This window comes from Mariniflexile aquimaris (assembly GCF_042676825.1).
Taxonomy (GTDB): domain Bacteria; phylum Bacteroidota; class Bacteroidia; order Flavobacteriales; family Flavobacteriaceae; genus Mariniflexile; species Mariniflexile aquimaris.
Map to the genome: position 1 here is coordinate 264,432 of NZ_JBHTIB010000012.1, position 19,911 is coordinate 284,342.

General features: G+C 32.3%; 14 protein-coding genes. 12 read left to right on the top strand and 2 right to left on the bottom strand.

Annotated elements, in window-relative coordinates:
• Positions 1–188: 188 nt before the first annotated feature.
• Positions 189–1,811: a sulfatase gene (locus ACFQ0I_RS09165; protein ID WP_379941499.1), complete on the bottom strand. Its 1,623-nt coding sequence runs from the start codon at positions 1,809–1,811 to the stop codon at positions 189–191.
• Between the two features lie 233 nt (positions 1,812–2,044).
• Here ACFQ0I_RS09165 and ACFQ0I_RS09170 point away from each other — a divergent pair, with 233 nt between their 5' ends.
• From ACFQ0I_RS09170 to ACFQ0I_RS09195, 6 genes are all read left to right on the top strand, one after another.
• The gene (locus ACFQ0I_RS09170; protein WP_379941501.1) at positions 2,045–3,874 is read left to right on the top strand and encodes a CRTAC1 family protein; all 1,830 of its coding nucleotides are present in this window, start codon (positions 2,045–2,047) and stop codon (positions 3,872–3,874) included.
• Between the two features lie 44 nt (positions 3,875–3,918).
• Positions 3,919–6,300, top strand: coding sequence for a hypothetical protein (locus ACFQ0I_RS09175; RefSeq protein ID WP_379941503.1), 2,382 nt, complete (start codon positions 3,919–3,921; stop codon positions 6,298–6,300).
• A gap of 291 nt (positions 6,301–6,591) precedes the next feature.
• A complete protein-coding gene (locus ACFQ0I_RS09180; RefSeq protein WP_379941505.1) occupies positions 6,592–8,070 on the top strand; it encodes a sulfatase family protein in 1,479 nt (492 codons plus the stop codon).
• Positions 8,071–8,397: 327 nt separating this feature from the next.
• Positions 8,398–9,417: a UDP-glucose 4-epimerase GalE gene (gene galE / locus ACFQ0I_RS09185; protein WP_379941507.1), complete on the top strand. Its 1,020-nt coding sequence runs from the start codon at positions 8,398–8,400 to the stop codon at positions 9,415–9,417.
• A 1,103-nt stretch (positions 9,418–10,520) separates the two neighbouring features.
• Entirely contained in the window at positions 10,521–10,931 is a 411-nt protein-coding gene (locus tag ACFQ0I_RS09190; RefSeq protein ID WP_379941509.1) for a BfmA/BtgA family mobilization protein, read from the top strand.
• Complete coding sequence (locus ACFQ0I_RS09195; protein ID WP_379941511.1) at positions 10,931–11,599, top strand: hypothetical protein; 669 nt, start codon at positions 10,931–10,933, stop codon at positions 11,597–11,599. Before ACFQ0I_RS09190 ends, ACFQ0I_RS09195 begins: the two co-directional genes overlap by 1 nt.
• 5 nt (positions 11,600–11,604) lie before the next feature.
• Here the strand turns inward: ACFQ0I_RS09195 and ACFQ0I_RS09200 are convergent, their stop codons facing one another.
• Positions 11,605–12,816 carry a site-specific integrase gene (locus ACFQ0I_RS09200; RefSeq protein ID WP_379941513.1) on the bottom strand — a complete coding sequence of 404 codons (1,212 nt, stop codon included), beginning with the start codon at positions 12,814–12,816 and terminating at the stop codon, positions 11,605–11,607.
• Positions 12,817–13,261: 445 nt separating this feature from the next.
• Between ACFQ0I_RS09200 and ACFQ0I_RS09205 the strand changes: the two genes are divergently transcribed.
• The 6 genes from ACFQ0I_RS09205 (at position 13,262) to ACFQ0I_RS09230 (ending at position 19,911) form a co-directional block, all read left to right on the top strand.
• Entirely contained in the window at positions 13,262–14,563 is a 1,302-nt protein-coding gene (locus tag ACFQ0I_RS09205) for a site-specific integrase (protein WP_379941515.1), read from the top strand.
• 39 nt (positions 14,564–14,602) lie between these two features.
• Positions 14,603–16,297, top strand: a complete 1,695-nt coding sequence (locus ACFQ0I_RS09210; RefSeq protein WP_379941517.1) for a hypothetical protein — start codon at positions 14,603–14,605, stop codon at positions 16,295–16,297.
• A 65-nt stretch (positions 16,298–16,362) separates the two neighbouring features.
• Positions 16,363–16,659 carry a helix-turn-helix domain-containing protein gene (locus ACFQ0I_RS09215; RefSeq protein WP_379941519.1) on the top strand — a complete coding sequence of 99 codons (297 nt, stop codon included), beginning with the start codon at positions 16,363–16,365 and terminating at the stop codon, positions 16,657–16,659.
• Between the two features lie 2 nt (positions 16,660–16,661).
• Positions 16,662–16,943 carry a helix-turn-helix domain-containing protein gene (locus tag ACFQ0I_RS09220; RefSeq protein ID WP_379941520.1) on the top strand — a complete coding sequence of 94 codons (282 nt, stop codon included), beginning with the start codon at positions 16,662–16,664 and terminating at the stop codon, positions 16,941–16,943.
• A gap of 83 nt (positions 16,944–17,026) precedes the next feature.
• Complete coding sequence (locus ACFQ0I_RS09225; protein ID WP_379941522.1) at positions 17,027–17,689, top strand: hypothetical protein; 663 nt, start codon at positions 17,027–17,029, stop codon at positions 17,687–17,689.
• A gap of 338 nt (positions 17,690–18,027) precedes the next feature.
• Positions 18,028–19,911: a site-specific DNA-methyltransferase gene (locus ACFQ0I_RS09230; RefSeq protein WP_379941524.1), complete on the top strand. Its 1,884-nt coding sequence runs from the start codon at positions 18,028–18,030 to the stop codon at positions 19,909–19,911.

A 19,911-nucleotide genomic window follows, 5' to 3' on the forward strand; every position in this document is an offset into this window, starting at 1 on the left:
ACTTCGAGTGCAATAAAGAAGTTATTCAACAAATTTGATTTCTACAGCTCCCGATAGTTATAGATTACGGACAATCAGATAAAATAAACAGAAATAAAAGATAATTTATTTCTGTTTATTTTTATTTTAGATTTATATAATTTTCAATTAAACAACTCTTTGTTTAATCACTTTTTGAAATTACTTATTTAATACGTTTTATCAAATAACGAAACAAGTTCATTCACAACTTTAGGGTTTTGTACGGCAATATTCACCGTTTCGTATGGGTCGTTTATATGGTCGTATAGCTCCATATAAAGTGGTGTGTCATTGGGGCGTCTTCTGTCTTTCCAAATAATCAATCGGTAATTATCTGTTCGCATGGCGTAACCCATAACAAACTGCTCAAAGGTTTTTCTATCCCATTTATCACCCATTTGGTTTGCAACTTTGGTTTCAATTTTTTCAATTAATGGCATAAAGAAAGTCGTTCTAAAAGGAGCTGTAAACGGTCTTGCAGCCCATTCGCGCAATGCAGGTGATGGAAAAACACTAAACGCTGGTTTTTTAGATTTTGTCGTTGGTTTTTTAAGATAAGGCACTAAACTTTGGCCTTCTAAATGATTGGGTTTGCTTAAACCAGTTAAATCGCAAAGTGTTGGGAATATATCAACCAACTCTACGGTGGCATCCGATGTTTGCCCCTTCGTTCTATCGGTAACACCTGGAGCCGAAATAATAAACGGTACACGCGTAGCTATTTCATAATTGGTAGCTTTTCCCCAATAGCCCATTTCACCTAGATTAAAACCGTGGTCCGACCACAAGACAATAATCGTGTTTTCATACTGACCAGCATCTTTTAGAGCCTGAATCATTTTACCTATTTGGGCATCGATATAGCTGGTACAAGCATAGTAACCATGTTTTAATTTTCGTTGCAATTCCGGACTTAAATTCCCTGTTTTTGGGATGTCTGCCGATACACGTAACTCTAAAGATTCAGATAAGCCAATAGCAGCGCCATCTTTAGGAGGATTCACTTGTGTGGCAATTGGGATTTGAGATTCATCATACATATCCCAATATTTCTTAGGTGCAATCCAGTCTAAATGCGGTTTTTTAAATCCTAATCCAAGAAACCAAGGCTTATCACCTTTTTTAACCATATCATTAAGCGTTGCAATGGCCGAAAGTGTATTGTAGCCATCATCGTAAGTTTCGTCTGGAACATCGGCAGCTTCTAGGGCAGGACCTTTATCCAACCAATTTTCACGTATTAACTTTTCGCCATATTTGGCTTCTAAAGCAATTTTGTTTTTTAAGTACATCAATTGACTTTCAGGAAGTGCATACCCACCCTCAATTTCCGGCACATTGGCATCGCGTTTTACTTTTATAGGTTTACGGCTCCAAGACATTTCATCGTCGGTGTAAGATCCATGATAAACCTTTCCAAGAGAAACAGTTTCATAGCCATTTTCTTTAAAATGCTGAGGTATAGTAACTATGCTTGGTCGGTTGTCTCGAAAATCTTGAAATAAATCAATCACATTGATGGTTTCTGGTCGCGCACCTGTCATAACACTTGCTCTCGATGGTCCACAAATGGCTTGCTGGCAATAGGCACGATTAAATTGAATGCCATTACTCGCTAATTTATCTATGTTAGGCGATTTTACAATATTAGAACCATACGAACCTAATTCGGCACGTAAATCATCAACGGCAATAAATAAAATATTAGGTTGTTTTTTGTTTTGTGAATAACCGCTGATAGAAATTAAGAACGATAAAAGTATCAGTGTAATAAAATGTTTGCTTGCCATGATGTGAAAATTTAAAATGAGATAGTAAATAGTCCTTCAAATTACGAAGTTTTAAATAAAAGTTACTTCCTTAAGATTACCCTATGTTAAAGGTATTTTACCCAGAAATCATTCAAAGTTTAGAATCGAATATAAGATTAATGAATAAAGGTAAAATCAATTATGGGTTGGGTAAAATGTCTATGTGAAAGCACGTAATAATGTTTTTAATTAGCCATTCTAAAATAAGTACAGTGAGTAGATATTTCTTAATTATTTGGAGTTTTGGTGTTTTTGCTCAATCAAATTCTGAAACACTTTTTTTTGAAAATCCAAGCGTTATTCAATTTGAAGACCGCTCTCGCAGAAAATTTGATAATGCAGTAATTGCAGATTTAGATCAAGATGGTTATTTGGATTTGCTATTAACAGAGCATTCGCGTCGTGTAGAATTATACTGGAATAATAAAGGCACTTTTGTAAAAGGTGAACCTTTCATTTTTGGAGATACACATGGTATTGCTGTCGCAGATTATAATCAAGATGGTAATTTGGATGTTATTGTTCAACCAGGAGGAGGAAATGGTGAAAAACCTAGTAAACCTATAAGCTTTCAAGTTAAGCCAGACCGTACTATTAGTGGTGGAGATGCCTTTGCTCATTTTGAAGGCAGTCGTGGTCGTGCAGCAAAATTGGTAGATGTAGATAACGACGGGGTTCTAGATCTAATTACAACGGCATTCCCCCCAAACAATTTACTAAGTCATGCTCATTTTTTGTATAAAAATGAAGGGGCATTATCATTTAAGTTTATCGATTATTTACCACATGCCGATCGTTTTGGAATGCGTTCTACTATTACTGATTTTAATAATGATGGTATTTCCGATATCCTATTTTATGGCTGTAATAATATGATAGTGGCTAAAAGTGAAGGTAATTTTAGTTTTACAGATGTATCCAAAGAAGTGCTGGGAGCTCTTTCTAAAACAAATCAAGTCAATAGTATTTCTGAAATCGATTTTGATAATGATGGTGATATGGACTTGTTTTTAACACGTTCTAGAGAACCTTTTGGTTATGAAAGTGATTATGATAAAGCTACCAAAGCATTTTATTTTTTCGCAAGAATGAAGCCTTTTTTATACGATAATTTAAAAATTGAAGGCGATTTTATTATGGAGAATCTTCAAATGGCTTTTCCGGATTTTGATGTGTTTATTGGCTCAAAAAAGCATTTATGGCAACGTAAAGAAGATAAACACGGGCATCATGATGTTAAAATAACACCCGAAGAAGCCCAAGGTTGGCCAGAAGATACTACAAAAAGAGGCTTGTATATAGGCTACTTAGGAAATGGTTTATGGCGTGTTGCTGGTGAAACGAATTCGCCAACATCAGCGGTCATTCATAACGTGGTTTCTAAACCAGAAGTAATTGCGCTTGAAGATATGCCAGCTAAATTATTGGAAAATCGAGGTGGTGTTTTTTTTGATGTTACTGCTGAGTTTGGTATTGATATTCAAGAACAAACAAGCAGTTCGGCCGTTGGAGATTTCAATAACGATGGTTGGTCAGATATATTTGTGTTGCGTTATGGCAACCCTTCTAAACAAACCAAGCAAATTTTGTTATTAAATCAGGGTGGTAAAAAGTTTATCCGTTCCGAATCACACGGCATCATAACAAAAGAGTTAGGTGCTGTTGGCATGGGAGCAGATGCTTTCGATTATGACAAAGATGGCGATTTAGATATTATTTGTGCCAACGAACGTGGGAAATGGCATTTATTTACCAATAACAGTAATTCAAGTAATAATTACATTCAAGTTAATGTTGGTAACTCGCCTTCTGGCAAAGCATCCGCTATGGGCGCTGTGTTAACAGTAGCAGCGTGTAATAATACATCCAAACGTGTGGTTGGCGCAACTTCCTCACCATATTCCCATAGTTTTAATACCTACTTACACGTGGGTTTAGGTACCTGTGAACAAATAGAAAATGCCTTTGTAACATGGAGTAATGGAGAAAAAATGAATCTTAAAATAACGACTTTAAACAAAATATATCATACAGAAAATTAGTCTTTTTGGTTAATTATTTATGATAGGAACTTAAAATAAAACAAATGAAAAATCAATTTAATTTATTAACATTCAAAATCTTAGGAGTATTTCTGATTTGTGCTGTTTTAAATAGTAATGCACAATCGCCACTCGAAAAAACAGCACTTACCAAATTAAACGAGCTGGAAACTTTAATGGATAACGCACGTTCAAAATCGATTGATGTTACTCGAGAAGAAACAGTTGTTTGGTTCTCAAAAGAGTTTTTAAAATTTGCCAATTGGGATGAAAACAATAAAGAAGCTGTCGCAAAATTGTTTGGGTATGAGCGCTATTATACTGATAAGAAGGAACAAATGGCTGAAGAATTACCAGATTTTGAACGAAAGAAAGTCATTCAAATATTAGATAAAGGCATTGAGGATTTACAAAAAGTTCTGAATGGCGAAATTAAACGGCGTCCTGTAAATAAAGTAGATTGGCAAAATACAAAAGCTGGAGATAATATGTTTGTTAGCAATGGCAAACCCATTTTTCCTTATGATTATTTCTCTAAAACAGTTGGGCAACCACTTACTAACACAGACGTTTATAATGACCATTTAGGGGCTTTATATCATGGTGGTGAGAATTTATATCCTGTAGATCACGATCGTGCCATTAACTCCTTTTTATTAAAAGAAGACGGTACCTTTGATGAAGAACTCATGAAAGAGCTTACAGGCATACCAGATACAAATATCGGGTTTTTATACTATTGGAGCATGGGTATTCCAGAATGGGTTGAAAAGAAAGAACCTGAAATTCGTAAAGGGCGTTCTCTTTTTACGGGCTTTGATATTGACAACCCTTTAGCACGTGATTTATGGGGTAAAATTATCCGTCACACCGGAGAATTAACAAAGGGTAAAAAGGTTACAGAACTCGGTTTTGTTTTTGCAAACGAGCCACATTGGTATTCGGAAAAAGATTTTTGGACGTATAATTATGATGAAATGCATGGAATTTCTTCATATACTTTGAATAATTTTAGGTCTTGGTTAAAAAGCAAATACAATAATAAAATTCAAGACCTGAATGCTAATTGGGGTGAAACATTTAAAAGCTTCGATACCGTTCAAATTGAAATTCCAATGGATACGGCATTAAGAGGTAAACCCATTTGGTACGATTGGAATCGTTATCACATGCATAGAACCACTTCTTGGTTTACATTTATGCAAGATAATTTGCACTCCGTGAATCCGGATGCAGACACCCATATAAAATTATGGCCTCGGTCGTTTTATGAAGATTCGCGCTCTCATGGTATGGATTTCGAAGCACTTACCGAATTAACTACCATGATTGGTCACGATGCAAAAGCTTTGGGCGACCCAAGTTTTCGTGATCATATCAATTCAGATTGGCATCAAGATTATGCTTACAAATGGGATGGAATGGCCATTTTACACGACTTTTTAGAGTCGGTTAGTCCTGATAAAATTAATTTTAATTCAGAATCGCACTTTCTGTCATCAGGCCAATATAGAAAATTAGATATGCGTACAAGCTATGTACGAAGTATATATTGGTTAGCGACTTTAATGGGTATGGATGCCAATACAGGTTGGTTCTGGGCAAGAGACCCTGACGGTTCGCCAGAAGATCGATTGGAAGGCGATTTAAACTTTTTCGACCCAGGTTTGGGAGGTGCCTATGCAGGTTCTAACAATATGCAACCTCATATTACAAATGAAGTAACTCAGGTAATGTTTGATTTGAATTCATTTTCCGAAGAAATTATCGCTTTGCGTAAACAACCTCGTCCGTTGCGACTTTTTTATTCCGAAACTTCTGCCATCAACTCAGAAGATTATATGACCCAAACGGGCAAACTTTATAAATCCTTGTTTTTCGAAGGTTTACCGCTAGGATTTGTAACTAAAAACATCATCGAAAAACAAGATAATAATTCCTGGAATACGGTTGTGGTTTACAAAACGAAGTATGTCACCGATGCTGAGTTTGAAGCTTTGCAGTCTTACCTGAATAAAGGTGGAAAGGTAATCATTGATTCTAAGGAAAGTTTATCTATGAATGAATATGGTAAAAAGCGAAGCAAGAAACTAACTGCGGGTAAAGGCAAGCTTATCTTTTTAGAGCATGCTGATATTACCAAAATTAAAGAAAAGGCTTTGGCAGAAGTTGTAGATATTATGCCAGATGTCATTGTTGAATCCGATAACGGAAAAGATTTTAAAACAATTATTTCTAGAGTCGTGAAACAAGAAAACGGATCGTATTTGGTGAATTTATTGAATGTGGGTCATGACACAGCTAAGATTAAGCTATCATTAAAATCGGGCGCGCAAGTTTCAGTCAAAAATTTAATGACTGAAAATAGCCTTAAAAACGAATTCAATTTAGCGTCTGAAGAAGTCCTGCTTCTGGAAGTTAAATAAAATGAAAACGCTCTTTTTATATATAAGTCTGTTTATAGTTTTTGGTTGCAATAGCACGAAATCTGGTTATTAATAGATAATAATCTAGAAAAGGCAGTACTAAGAGTAAGGCAGTTTTATGAAGTCAATAAAAATAAATTATAGTTAGAAATGTACGTTGTAGCTCAAAACATTTTACCCTATAATAGGTAATTTTAAATCAGTTTAAGATAAAATTGATTTCAAAAATGAGTCTATTTAAAATTAACTTTGACAGTATTATAAGTCATTTGTCTAAAACAAATTAAAAATATGTTAAATAAGAAAATAAACACCGTTTTAATTTTAGTAGTAATACTACTAATCGCTTCATGTACAGGGGTAAAGAGTCAATCTGTTAAATCAACTGAAAATCAAACGTCACGTCCAAATATCATTATAATAATGACTGACGATCAAGGTTATGCTGATGTAGGTTTTAACGGTTCAAAAGATATTATTACACCAGAGTTAGATAAATTGGCAAGTTCAGGGACAATTTGCACGTCTGCGTATGTAACCCACCCTTTTTGCGGTCCGAGTAGAGCAGGCTTGTTAACTGGAAGGTACCCACACGAATTTGGCTCTCAGTTCAATCTTCCCGCAAATAGTGAAAAAAGCGTTGGTGAAGGAATTCCGTTAAGCGAAAAATTTATTAGCAACACATTACAAGATGCTGGATATTATACAGGCATTATCGGAAAATGGCATTTAGGCGCTGTTGAAGGCTATGAACCAAAAGACAGAGGATTCGATCATTTTTATGGTTTTTTAGGAGGAGGTCATAATTTTTTTCCTGAAGACTATACCACAAAATATAAGCAACAAGTAGCTGCTGGAAACAAAAATATCTGGGAATATTTAACGCCTTTACAACGTAACGGTGTTGAAACTGAAGAAACAGAGTATTTAACAGATGAACTTTCGCATGATGCGGTACGATTTGTAACCGATGCGTCCAAAAAGAATAAACCATTTTTCTTGTATTTAGCCTATAATGCACCACATACGCCGTTAGAAGCTAAAGAAGAAGATATGGCGAAGTTTAGCAATATAAAAGATAAGGCGAGAAGAACCTATGCTGCTATGGTTTATGCGGTAGATCGTGGTGTTGGTGAGTTGGTTGCAGCTTTAAAAGCTACCAATCAATACGAAAATACCTTAATTGTATTTTTAAGTGATAATGGAGGCAGAACTGATCAAGGTGCCAATAATTTCCCATTAAGGGGTGTAAAAGGTGATACTTATGAAGGTGGCTACCGGGTGCCTATGTTTTTTCATTGGCCGAACCAAGTGCCTGCTGGTAAGAAGTTCGATTTCCCGGTTACAGCATTAGATTTGTATCCAACATTTGCTGGTTTAGCAAAAGCAACGATTCCTAAGGAAAAACAACTTGACGGTAAAAATATTTGGAATGATGTGGTTAAGGGTTCTAACCCACGTAAAGGCGAAATGATTTTTTCTATGCGCCATCGTAATGGGTTTTCAGATGTTGGTGTTAGAATGGATGAATGGAAAGCTACCAAAGCCTACAATAGCAGCTGGAAGCTCTATAATATTAATGATGATATGGGTGAAAAAAATGATTTAAGTTCTAAATATCCAGAACAGCTTAAAATTATGGTTGCAGGTGCAGAAAATTGGAGTAAAAAACATACGGAGCCAAAGTGGTTTGATCCAGAAAGCTTAAAAGAGGTGTGGAAAGAAAAAGAAATGGCTAAATTTCCAAACACATTTAAAATTTCTAATTAATTCATTTTAAGTAGTTTTTATTTCGTTTTATAGAATATTAAATATCGCAACAGATTTTATTGAAATACACCTTATGAAGCGTTAAAGCCATGGATGCACCAAATGGGATTAACGGCAGTACTTACTATGCTAGTTATAGTAGTTCTGAGCTACCTTCAAAATAAAGGAAAAGATGATGAAAAGGGTATTACATTAAGTAAGGAATTATTTAAAACAACACCATTATTTAATATCGGATCCTTTGTAGTGTGTATTGTTACGGCGGCATTATATTGTCTATTTTGGTAACGGCGCATTCATATTCATTCATAAATTATAAAAGACATAATGACACAAAAAGTAGTAGTAACGGGTGGGTTGGGTTTTATAGGTTCGCATGTTGTGGTAGAACTTCAAAATGAAGGATTTGAAGTTGTAATTATAGATAACCTGTCAAATTCATCAATAGAAGTATTAAAAGGCATTACCGCAATAACAGGTAAGCAACCATTGTTTGAAAAACTGGATTTACGAGAAAAAGAATCGGTAATCGATTTTTTTAAAAGACATCATGACATTATAGGGGTTATTCATTTTGCCGCTTCTAAAGCAGTAGGTGAAAGTGTAAACCTTCCGTTGTTATATTATGAAAACAACTTGAGTACGCTCATCTACATTTTACAGGAACTTCAGAAAAAAGAAGCGGCTAATTTTATTTTCAGTTCATCATGTACGGTATATGGTCAGGCAGATACTTTGCCAATAACCGAATCGGCTCCAATAAAAGAAGCTGAATCTCCTTATGGAAACACCAAGCAAATAGGCGAGGAAATTATAAGGGATACTTGCAAAGTAACAGAAACATTAAATGCCATTGCACTGAGATACTTTAACCCGATAGGTGCTCATGAATCGGCTAAGATTGGCGAATTACCTATTGGAACACCTCAAAATCTGGTGCCGTTTATTACACAAACAGGAATTGGATTGCGAGAACAACTATCCGTTTTTGGGAATGATTATCCAACAGTAGATGGTACGTGTATTCGTGATTATATTCATGTGGTAGATTTAGCCAAAGCCCACGTAGCTGCTCTAAAACGCCTTATTGATGGAAATAACGCTGACAATTATGAGGTTTTTAATATTGGTACAGGCAAAGGCTCATCTGTACTGGAAGTGATTAATGCGTTTGAAGAAGTTTCCAATCAAAAACTTAATTACAAAATAGTTGATAGACGGGCAGGCGATGTTGTTGCGGCTTATGCTGATACATCAAAAGCTAATAATATATTATGTTGGAAAGCAAAATTAAACCTAAAAGACGCATTGGCTTCTGCATGGAAATGGCAGCAGCGTATTGCATAATATTTAACTTTAAAAAATAAAACAAACATATATAAAGAAAGAATTTAAAAATTCAGAAATTCTGTAAAGCATAGAAAAGGCCACTAATTATCAATTTGATGATTGGTGGCTTTTTTATATAGTTGTTTAATGGCCATTCAGCACATTCCCCTAAATTTCGTGAAAACTACATTCCGGGAAAAGAGCTTCATTAAAACAGGTCTTGGACACAATCCCCACTTTTTACTTTTCATTTCGTTAAATCTTTCCATCCCGAAACTTCGGGGCTGGAGAGGAACACTTCATTTCCAAGTAAAAGCGTGAATCAAGTCCGCTTTATAGGAAATATATATCTCGTGGTGCTTCACTTCCCATGCTTTTCTATTTAACTATTATGTTAGAATTACAGCAATAAGCCAACACCGTCAGACCTTTTTTTGACTGCAAAATAACAACATTCAGCTTTCAACGACAGCATAACCAGGCTTCGTTCCTCGCACTTTTTATATGTCTTCACTAAGTTGAATGTTGAAAAAAATCAAGCAACAAAAAAAGGTAACAGCGTCGGCACTATAGGAAGTAAATGGAATTAAATGAATCGTACGTTCATTGTTATTATACAATTATTTAAAAATGGTTTTAACATTAAAATTCCTTTTAATCAACTTCATTAAAAAAAGGAAAACGCTCTGGATATAATAAGTATATGGATATATGCCATTATGGCAACCAAATGGCAACAATATAATTCAAATTATATGGCGTAAATATTGTGCTGTTTTTAAGTAAAAACAATAAAATTAAAATCAATACTTCATCGGTTTTATTGAGGATAGTATAAAAATTAAAAAATAATCCTGTTAAAAAATGGATTGTTACCAATCATCCAAATTTGGCTATTTAGCTTTTGGTAAAAAGTATGAAAAACCGAGATGAAATAAAGGGATGGAATAGCAAGAGGGTAACACGCTAGCGCGATGTTACGTTTATTCAATTTTGATGTAGATAGATTGTTTATAGGGGTTTACAAGGATTTGTCCTTTTTTGAAGTTTGAATAGAAACATCACTTTTTACTAAAAACATTCCGTAACCGCCGTAAATAGGCATTTTTTTTACTAAAAATATGGATAAAGCATTTAAAAAAGAGGAATTTGAGACATTAAAGATAAAGAAGTCTGTGGCTATTGAGTTTAGAAAATTTAGTAAAATGCTCACGAAATCACAATCGATGACATTACTCATAATGATGGACTTTTTTAATGAAAATGGAATTTCCCCAACTGAGTCTTTGGGCCCAAATATGGAAAACTTAGAAAAGCGAATTTCATTACTCATTAAAAAAAGAATGAATGGAATGATTGCCATAATGAAGGATATAGAAAAGAACCAAACCAAACCGACAGTGGCAATGCTGCAATCGCTTTTTGAACAAGCTGAACCGCTTAAAAAGGAATTAATATTAGAAAAAAATCATCCAGAAAAAAAACAAGAAGTACGATTTCAAGAAATTAAAAACCCAAGAATTGATAAATAATGGAGACAGTAAACTACATTAAGCACCTCAATACCGTGTTGGAAACATTTTATAACGATGAACGAATTAGACAAGGGCATATCACTTTGTACTTGGCATTCTTTCAGCTTTGGAACCGAAAGTTTTTCAAAGAGACCTTAACCATAAATCGTGAGCTTATAATGGAACGAGCCAAAATCAAATCAAAAACAACGTATCATAATCATGTGCGCGATCTCGATGCCTGGGGATATCTAATATATTATCCATCATATCATCCATCAAGGGGATCTAAAATTAGGATGGCCAGAGCTTGTCCCAAAAATGGTACAACTGCTGGTACACAGGAGATCCAAAATTTGGTCAACTTCGTTCCAAAACCTAGCCAAAATCTGGTACCTTCTTATAAACATAAAACAAAAGAAAACTTTAATAAACAACCTAAGCCCATTTTTAATGAAAATGAAGTTGCTTTATTTTTTAAGGAAAATAATTGGCCAGAGGTAGAAGCAAGAAAATTTTACGTTTATATTAAGTCAAAAAAATGGAAAACAGATAACTGGCAATTGATTGCTAAGATTTTTGTTAAAAATAATTTTATGTTGGAAGAACCAAAAAGGAAAAATCCAATTTCTGGCTATGTAAATAGCATAGGCCAGATGAAAGAAAAAAATAATGGTCACTCGTAAATTTTTTATTTAAACTTATTCCTCAAGATGTCCATATCCTTGCTCACTTTCATATCTAAAATTTTTGCATAATGCTGTGTGGTTTTTAAATTAGTGTGTCCAAGCATTTTACTAACCGATTCAATGGGTACACCATTAGAAAGTGTAACTGTTGTAGCAAATGTGTGTCTGGCTAAATGAAACGTCAAATTTTTGTTGATACCGCAAAGGTCTGCAATTTCTTTTATGTAAGCATTCATTTTTTGATTGCTCAAAACCGGTAATACTAGATTTTTTACTTTCATCAGCGCATTGTCCTTATATTTTTCAATAAGAGATTGAGCAATTGGTAATATTGGGATATTGCTTCGGGTATCGGTTTTGGTTCGTCTTGTCTTAATCCATTGCTCACCGTCAACACCGATAACAATATCATCCTTGGTTAGTTTCTTTACATCTGCGTAAGCTAAACCCGTAAAACAACAAAAAATAAAAATATCACGAACTTGGTCCAAACGATCCATTTTCAGTTCCTTATCGATTATTTTTTGAATTTCTTCTTGCGTTAAAAATTCGCGCTCTACTATTTTTAGTTTTCCTTTCCAATGTAGAAAGGGGTCTTTGTCAATCCAATCATTAGCATGCGCAATACGGATAATCTTCTTGAAGTTAGTTATATACTTAATAGCAGAGTTATGGGCGCAATTCCGTGTGCTTTTTAGATAGTATTCAAGTCCTGTAATGAACTTGTGGTTAACATCCTTCACAGGAATGTCCTTTTTGTTGTATTTCTTCTTAATGAATTCTTCAACGTGCTTTTTGCAAGTTCGGTACCTTTCAGCGGTTCCAGCGGAAAAATCTTTTCCAATCAAACTTTCAACTTTATCGTTGTGATCTTGAAAGATTTTGAGAAGCATTTTTTTGGTTTTGTCTTTACCTAATGTAGCATCCCGAAGGGTAGTAGCAGAATAACTTAGATTATCACGTTCAAAATTTTGCTGGATGGAGTAAACCTTGTTCTTTATAACGGCCAAATGCCTATTGATTTCTTGAGCGGTGGCAGAATTACCTAGGGCAAGTTGGGTTTTGGAGTTCCATTCATTGAGTTTAACTTTTCTGCTTAAACTACACTCAGCCCGTCGTCCATCAAGGGTTATTCGCATGTAAATGTTGGCTTTGCCCTGTTCGTCGGCTTTGCTTTTTTTGATATAAAACAATAAAGAAAGAGAATGTGACACCTTTTAATTTTAAATTATACTCAATTTACAAAAAAAATAATTAAAAATTTAATGGTGTAATTATTTGAAAAACAAATAATTATCAATAATTCGGTGTCAGTTGAGATGAAGACTTTTAGTGACACCGAATTAGCCCCTTATTGTACGATATCATATGATATCAAACGATATCATATAAAATAAAAAACCCTGTAAATCAATTGTTTACAGGGTTGTTTGTTGCCATTTGTAGGACTTTTCGCGGAGAAAGAGGAACCCGCCAGCTCTTTTTCTATATATAACACACTTACTTGAAACCTCTGTAAACCCTTATAAATAAAGGGTTTTTATGCTTTTTACATCAAAATTTAATTAAGTAAATAATGTATAAAAATGGTAATTGTGGGGATAATGTGGGGATAGTTTTGTATCTTTATATTGTTCACTTTTAAGATATTATCACATTATGGCTACTATTAATTTCCTTGTAAAAGGTACAAAAGGATATTCTAATGTCCTACTACGTTTTAAAAACGGAAGAAAATTTGACTACACAGCTTCAACAGATTTAAAAGTTCTTCCAAATCATTGGAGTCAAGCAAAGCAAAAGGTAAAAAATATCAATGATGCAGCTTACAAAGATGAAGTAAACACACATTTATTTGAACTCGAAAATTTTATAATTACTGAATTTAATTCAGATAATTCTAAAGGTGTTTATATTGATAGGGATTGGCTTCAAACTAAAATAGCTAATCATTTTAATAGACCTGTTAATGATGATGCAATCGACCAGGTGTTTTTCCTTCCATTTGTAGAGCGATTTATTGAGTTAGCTCCTTCAAGGATAATTAAGGGTAAAAATAAGGCAGTAAGTTCTGGAACTATTACAAAGTACTCGACTACCAAAAATAAAATAATCGAGTATGAAAAGAAGTTTAAAACCAAACTAAAATTTACAGATTTAAATTTAACCTTTTATGACAGGTTTGTAAATTACTTAACCCAAGAGCAAAATATCAATTTAGGTACAGTGGGTAATTATATCGGTACGATAAAAACAATGGCTAGAGATGCAATGCTTCAGGGCTTACCAGTGCATGAACATATTAACCATCCTAAATTCTTTGCGCCCAAAGTAAAAGCCGATAGTATCTATTTAAGAGACGAGCAAATCAATAAAATATACAACCATGACTACAAAGGTGTTGAGCGTTTAGAAAATGCAAGAGATTTATTTATAATAGGTTTAAGAACCGGATTAAGAATATCAGATTTTCTAAGGTTAAAAGCAACAAATATAAAAGAAGGTTTTATTGAGATTGAAACCCAAAAAACAGGACAAAATGTTGTGATACCTATGCACCCACAAGTAAAAGAAATACTTGAAAAACATAATGGATTCCCACGAAAGATATCAGACCAAAAGTTTAATTTACATATTAAAGGTGTTTGTGAGGAAGCAGGTTTTACGCAAGAAATTGAAGGAAGTATGATTAATCCTTTAACCAAAAGAAAAGAGAAAGGAACTTATGCTATGTATAAGTTAGTAACCTCTCACATATGTCGTAGAAGCTTCGCTTCTAACTTATATGGTAAACTACCTAATATGGTTATTATGGCTATTACAGGGCATCAAACAGAGGCACAATTCTTAAAATACATAAAAATAACTCCTAAAGAGAATGCGAAAACACTTCAAGATTATTGGTTAAAGCAGAATAAAGAAAATAATATTGAAAAAGTTAATATGAAAGTAGCAAAGTAGGATAAGGTTTAATAAATTTAAATCTTTTTAACTTTTTCTATGAGTATAAAATACTATGGTTTTGAAAAGTTTTGTGAACTTTTAAATGATAATAACATTTTAAAGAAACATTCTGTTGCAGGAGTTATTAAAATGCTTCAGTTATGTATTTCTGAAATAAAATCCGATGTTTTACTAAAATTAAGTAATGAGGGTCAAAATGATTTTTATTTAAGCTATTTAATAAACGAAATTGAGAAACAGGACTATTTAAAAGATTTTGGTATTGAAAAAATTCAGCATGTTTTAGATAATCTAAATGTAACTGTTGATGACTTAATAAATACAACATATCCTTATGAACTAAATGATATTATTGATGTTAAATTATCTTATGATGAATACCATGATAATTTTGATTATTTAAGAAGTGTTCAAGATAATCTACTTTTATATTTTTTAAATTATTATGCCAATGCATTAAAAATATTTTTAGAGTCTTTAAAATCTACTAATAACAAAAAAGAGGGACAAGTAGTAAATGATTCTAAGAATGAGGAGCAAGTAACAAAGAACGTTTTTGCAAGTATTTCATTCAAATTTGAGAGAAACAAAACTGCTGAAGACTTTAATCAAATGCATCGGGATACGCCTTTTTTTAAAGAGGCATTAGTAAAAAATCCAAACTTTTTAAAAGACCTTTTTGATTTTATATCCGATGAAAATAGACCAATTAAAACAACCTATGAAATTTTTGATAAAAAGCTAAATTTATATCTGGTAAATGGATATACACTTTTTTATATGAGATTTTCTAATACCGAAAGTGTTGTAATGTATCCAGCTGCTTTAAAAATGGAGTACTTAGAGGAATTAAAAAAGAGGAAAAGTAATTTAAGGATTTATAATTTAGAAGATTTAAATAAGACTATCAAAGAAACTTATGAATTAAGGGATTTGTACACAGAAATGTTTTCTGATTTTTTTAATTACGATGAAAAAATAAAAAGCAATGCTAGTATTTATGCAGCAATACTTTTGCAAGCTGTTAGGGAATTATTAAAGACAGCAATCCCATATTTCAAAGACTATACTCCAGATCAAATTTTAGGTTTTAATGATAATAGATTAAATATTGCTAAAAGCGAAATTAAATATAGTTTTCAAACTTTTCATAATCTTATTAGGCACATAGGACTTAATCATACACCTTATTTAGAACATAAAGCAGTTGAGTTTATTTCAGGTCAAATAAATATTATTAATAAGAATTTTTTTGAATTTTCATATTTATATGAAGTTTTAGAAAGTGAAGCTAATAAAATATATAATGATAAGGTTTATGAAAAAATCATTGAAAAAAATAAGCTATTAGAAACGCATAAGTATTATGAAAGAGATAATGAACAATCTAAAAAAAGTACGCCAAAATTTAGAAATGATATTTTTACAAGTGTAGAATCTCAAAACTGGTTTAATGATGCACTTCAAGAATTAGCAGCAATTGATAATAAAAATACACCTGAAAGAAGTTTTCAAGCTATTTGTAATGCAATTTTTAGAGATAAAAATTGTAAGTCTTTAATTTTAAAAAATAGATTACCACTAAATAAATACATTCAGTTTTTAAATGATGAATATGTAGCTGGAATCAAGAATGAAACTAATTTATCTAACCACCAGAATTATATTGAAGATGTTAAGGACTTAATCAAAATTTATCAAAACAATTTATCAACGAATAAACCCGAATAAATCCGAATTTTTAACGAATAAGCTTTGTACTTATTTAGCATCGTAGAACAATAAAACGTATCACGATGGAACAAAGTAAAATCACTCAAGTTTTCGGTATCACACCAACCGAATTAAAAGAAGACATCATCAATGATGTTAGGGCAGAATTAAATGTAATTGCTCAAAATTTCCAACCCATTAAACCTGCCGAATATCTTACAAGGCAAGAAGTCGCTACCATTCTAAAAGTATCTTTGGTAACCCTAACAGATTGGAATAAAAAAGGCATTTTAAAGCCTTATAGGTTAGGTAATTTAATTAGATATAAGCAAGCTGAATTAGAAGAAGCATTAATTAGTATTAACTCTAAAAATCACTAATTATGACAGCCTTTACACACCCCATAAACGATAGTTTAAACAAAATATCAGAGCGTTTAGAGTTTTTAATTAAACAAAGTAAACTTAAAAATATTCAAGACCCCAAATATGTGATTTTAGATAATGCTGATATTTTGCAACTGTTTAAAATTAGCCCTAAAACCGCTTCAAATTGGAGAGAAGAAGGCATTCTGCCTTATTCTCAAATTAAAGGGAAATTGTATTATAAACTTTCAGATATACATAGCATTATAGACAATCACTATTCTGTTAAAAAAAAATAGCAGTTGTAAAGCATATCAGTGTACCAATAGAAATGTTTATTGATGCACAAAGCAGTAACTATTCAAAAGAATTAAAATTCTTTTTGTTACTAAAGTTAATGTACCCAGGTGGTAAAGCGCAATTAAATAATGAAGCCTTACAATTTATTCAATTAGTAGAAGAAATTATCAGTCGAAAAACCTTAAATAAATACATCAATTTTTTAATGGAAATAGGCTGGATAGTTTACAATCAAAAAACACAGTTTTACGTTTTCAAGTCATTTGATAGAATTAGAAAAGAAAACAATTGGGAAGTAAGGTTAGCATTTCAAATAGACTTTAACAATTACTATAAAATCAAGGCAGTTACAGGAGCAGTAATTTACGGTTATCTTCATAAAGATTTTTGGAGAAAAGTTAAGAAACAAAAAAGCGTACAATTAAAGGGAAGTACCTATCATTTTTTGTCTCCTAAATTTAACTATAAAGAGCAATACGCTCCTGTTTCTGTTAATGGTGTTATGCAACTTTTTAATATTTCTATTGCTACAGCTTCAAGGCTTAAAAATGAAGCTTTCAATGAAGGCTTAATTAAGTTAAAAAAGAACTATTCCAAAACGCCTATCAACAAAAAATTTATGCAATACTATTTAGATTACAATGATATGAAACAAAGTATCGTTTACACCAATGGTAAATATCGTTTACAACTTATTGATACATTATACCCTCTTTTTTATTTCTCAAAACGGAAATCTCTGTAAACATAAATAAAGGGAATAATAGAAAAGGAATAAATAAAAGTGTAAGAATATATAAATAATTAATATATTTAAACTCTCCTTAAACTATTAATAGCAATTAAAATAATAGTAGTTAAATAATTAAAAGCAATACTTTAAAACCTTTAATAAATTTCTGTAAGCATTGAGGTATAAGCTAGAGTAAATTAAGTAAAAATTTTACTTACTTTACACTGTTCTCTTGCCATTTATCTTTAAAAGATTTCTATTTTTAAGGTTTGAAAATAAAAGGTATAAAAGCCACTTAATAAAACCAATGTAATGCAATGGTTTTAACAATATAAACACGCCATGTTTAAATGAACAAAAAAGACATCCTTAATAAAATTAAATCTCTCGAGGGTTTAGATAACAACGAAAAAGCCTACTTAGTAAATTTAGTAAACACCACTAAAAAATACGGCTTAGTTTGGGAAGACAAACCCGAAGATGTGGAAGAAGAGTTGCGTACAAAACTACCAATACTTAAAGAGGTTAAAGAACGTGCCATAATTAACGACACAGAAACAGAAAAACACCCAAACCACATTTTAATTGAAGGCGACAATTTACATGCGCTTACCTCATTAACCTTTACCCATGAAGGCTTGATTGACCTAATTTATATTGATCCCCCTTATAATACAGGTAATAAATCGGAAGATGGTACAACGGATTTTAAATATAATGATGATTACGTTGATAAGGAAGATAGTTATCGACATAGTAAGTGGTTATCATTTATTTATAAAAGGTTAATAATAGCACGAAGTTTATTAGCTGAGGATGGCTTTATTTGTGTTTCTATTGATGATAATGAAATAGCCCAATTAAAAATAATTTTAGATGATTTATTTAATCAAAACACTAAAATTGTGGCAGTTAAAATGAGCGAAGCTAGTGGTCTGAAAATGGGTGCTACAAATAGGATAAAAAATATTCCAAAATACAAAGAGTATATTGTTTTTGCTAAAAGAGAAGGTATCAGAAATTTGGATATTGACAATGTTAAAAAAGAAGAATGGGATAATGAATATAATATTTTTATTGAAGGTTTTACTAAAAAACAAAGAGATTTTATTGATGATAATTTGATAGATCCTTCAGAAGATGTCTTAAATGAAATTGACAATATTTTGTCTAAGATTAGTCTTGTTAGTTTGACACAAAAACTAAAAGATTTAGGTGTTGCCAAAAAAGATGAGCTAGATTGGAAATTTGAAAATGCTTGGAGGATTGTTAGAACAGCTGCATCTTCATCAGTGAAACGATTAGCCGATGATAAACGTAAAATTTCTAAGCAAAATTATTTCTCAGTGATTTCAAAAAGAGATAAACTATTATATTTGGTTAAAGGTGATTATTCGGAGGTATCGAAAAGCCCTAGAGTACAATTTTTATTCGCTGATACAAATCTAATGGTTCATCCGGGTGATTTCTGGCAAGACATTAAAACTACTGGATTAGAAGCTGAAGGTGGGGTTGAGTTTAAAAATGGCAAAAAGCCCTTAAAATTGATGAATAGAATACTTAATTCTCATTTAAATAAGAATACGAAAATATTAGATTTTTTTGCAGGTTCAGGGTCTACTTTTCATAGCGCCTTAGAATTAAATAATAAAGATGCTTTTAGTAGAGAAGTTATCTTAGTAACTAATAATGAAAATAATATCTGTGAAAACACTACTTATACAAGGTGTAAAAATATTATTGAAGGATTCAATTCTTTTGAAGGATACAAAAACAACAACTTACGCTATTATCAATGCAATTTTGTAGAGCGCGCCCCATCTTTAAATAACAAAAAGAAATTGACATTATTAGCCACAGAGTTATTGTGCATAAAAGAAAATTGCTATAATGAAATAACAAGCAGCTTGCTAAAAGCTAATTGGCATAAATTATTTGCCAATGGTAACAACAACTTTGTATATGTTATTTATGATGATTTTTATATAGAAGATGCTATAGAAACTCTTACTGCTTTTATAAATAATCAGCCAGATGAAATTACAATAAAAGTATATGTGTTCTCTAACGGTCAGTATGCTTATGCTGAAGAGTTTGAGAGTATTGCAGCTAATATAACTTTGGCAGCACTACCAGATGCTATTTACAAAGCTTATCAAAATGTATTACCTAAAGAAGAAAAAGAGTTTATCCCAACTCTAGAAGATGATGTAAACCCAGAAACTGCCAACTAA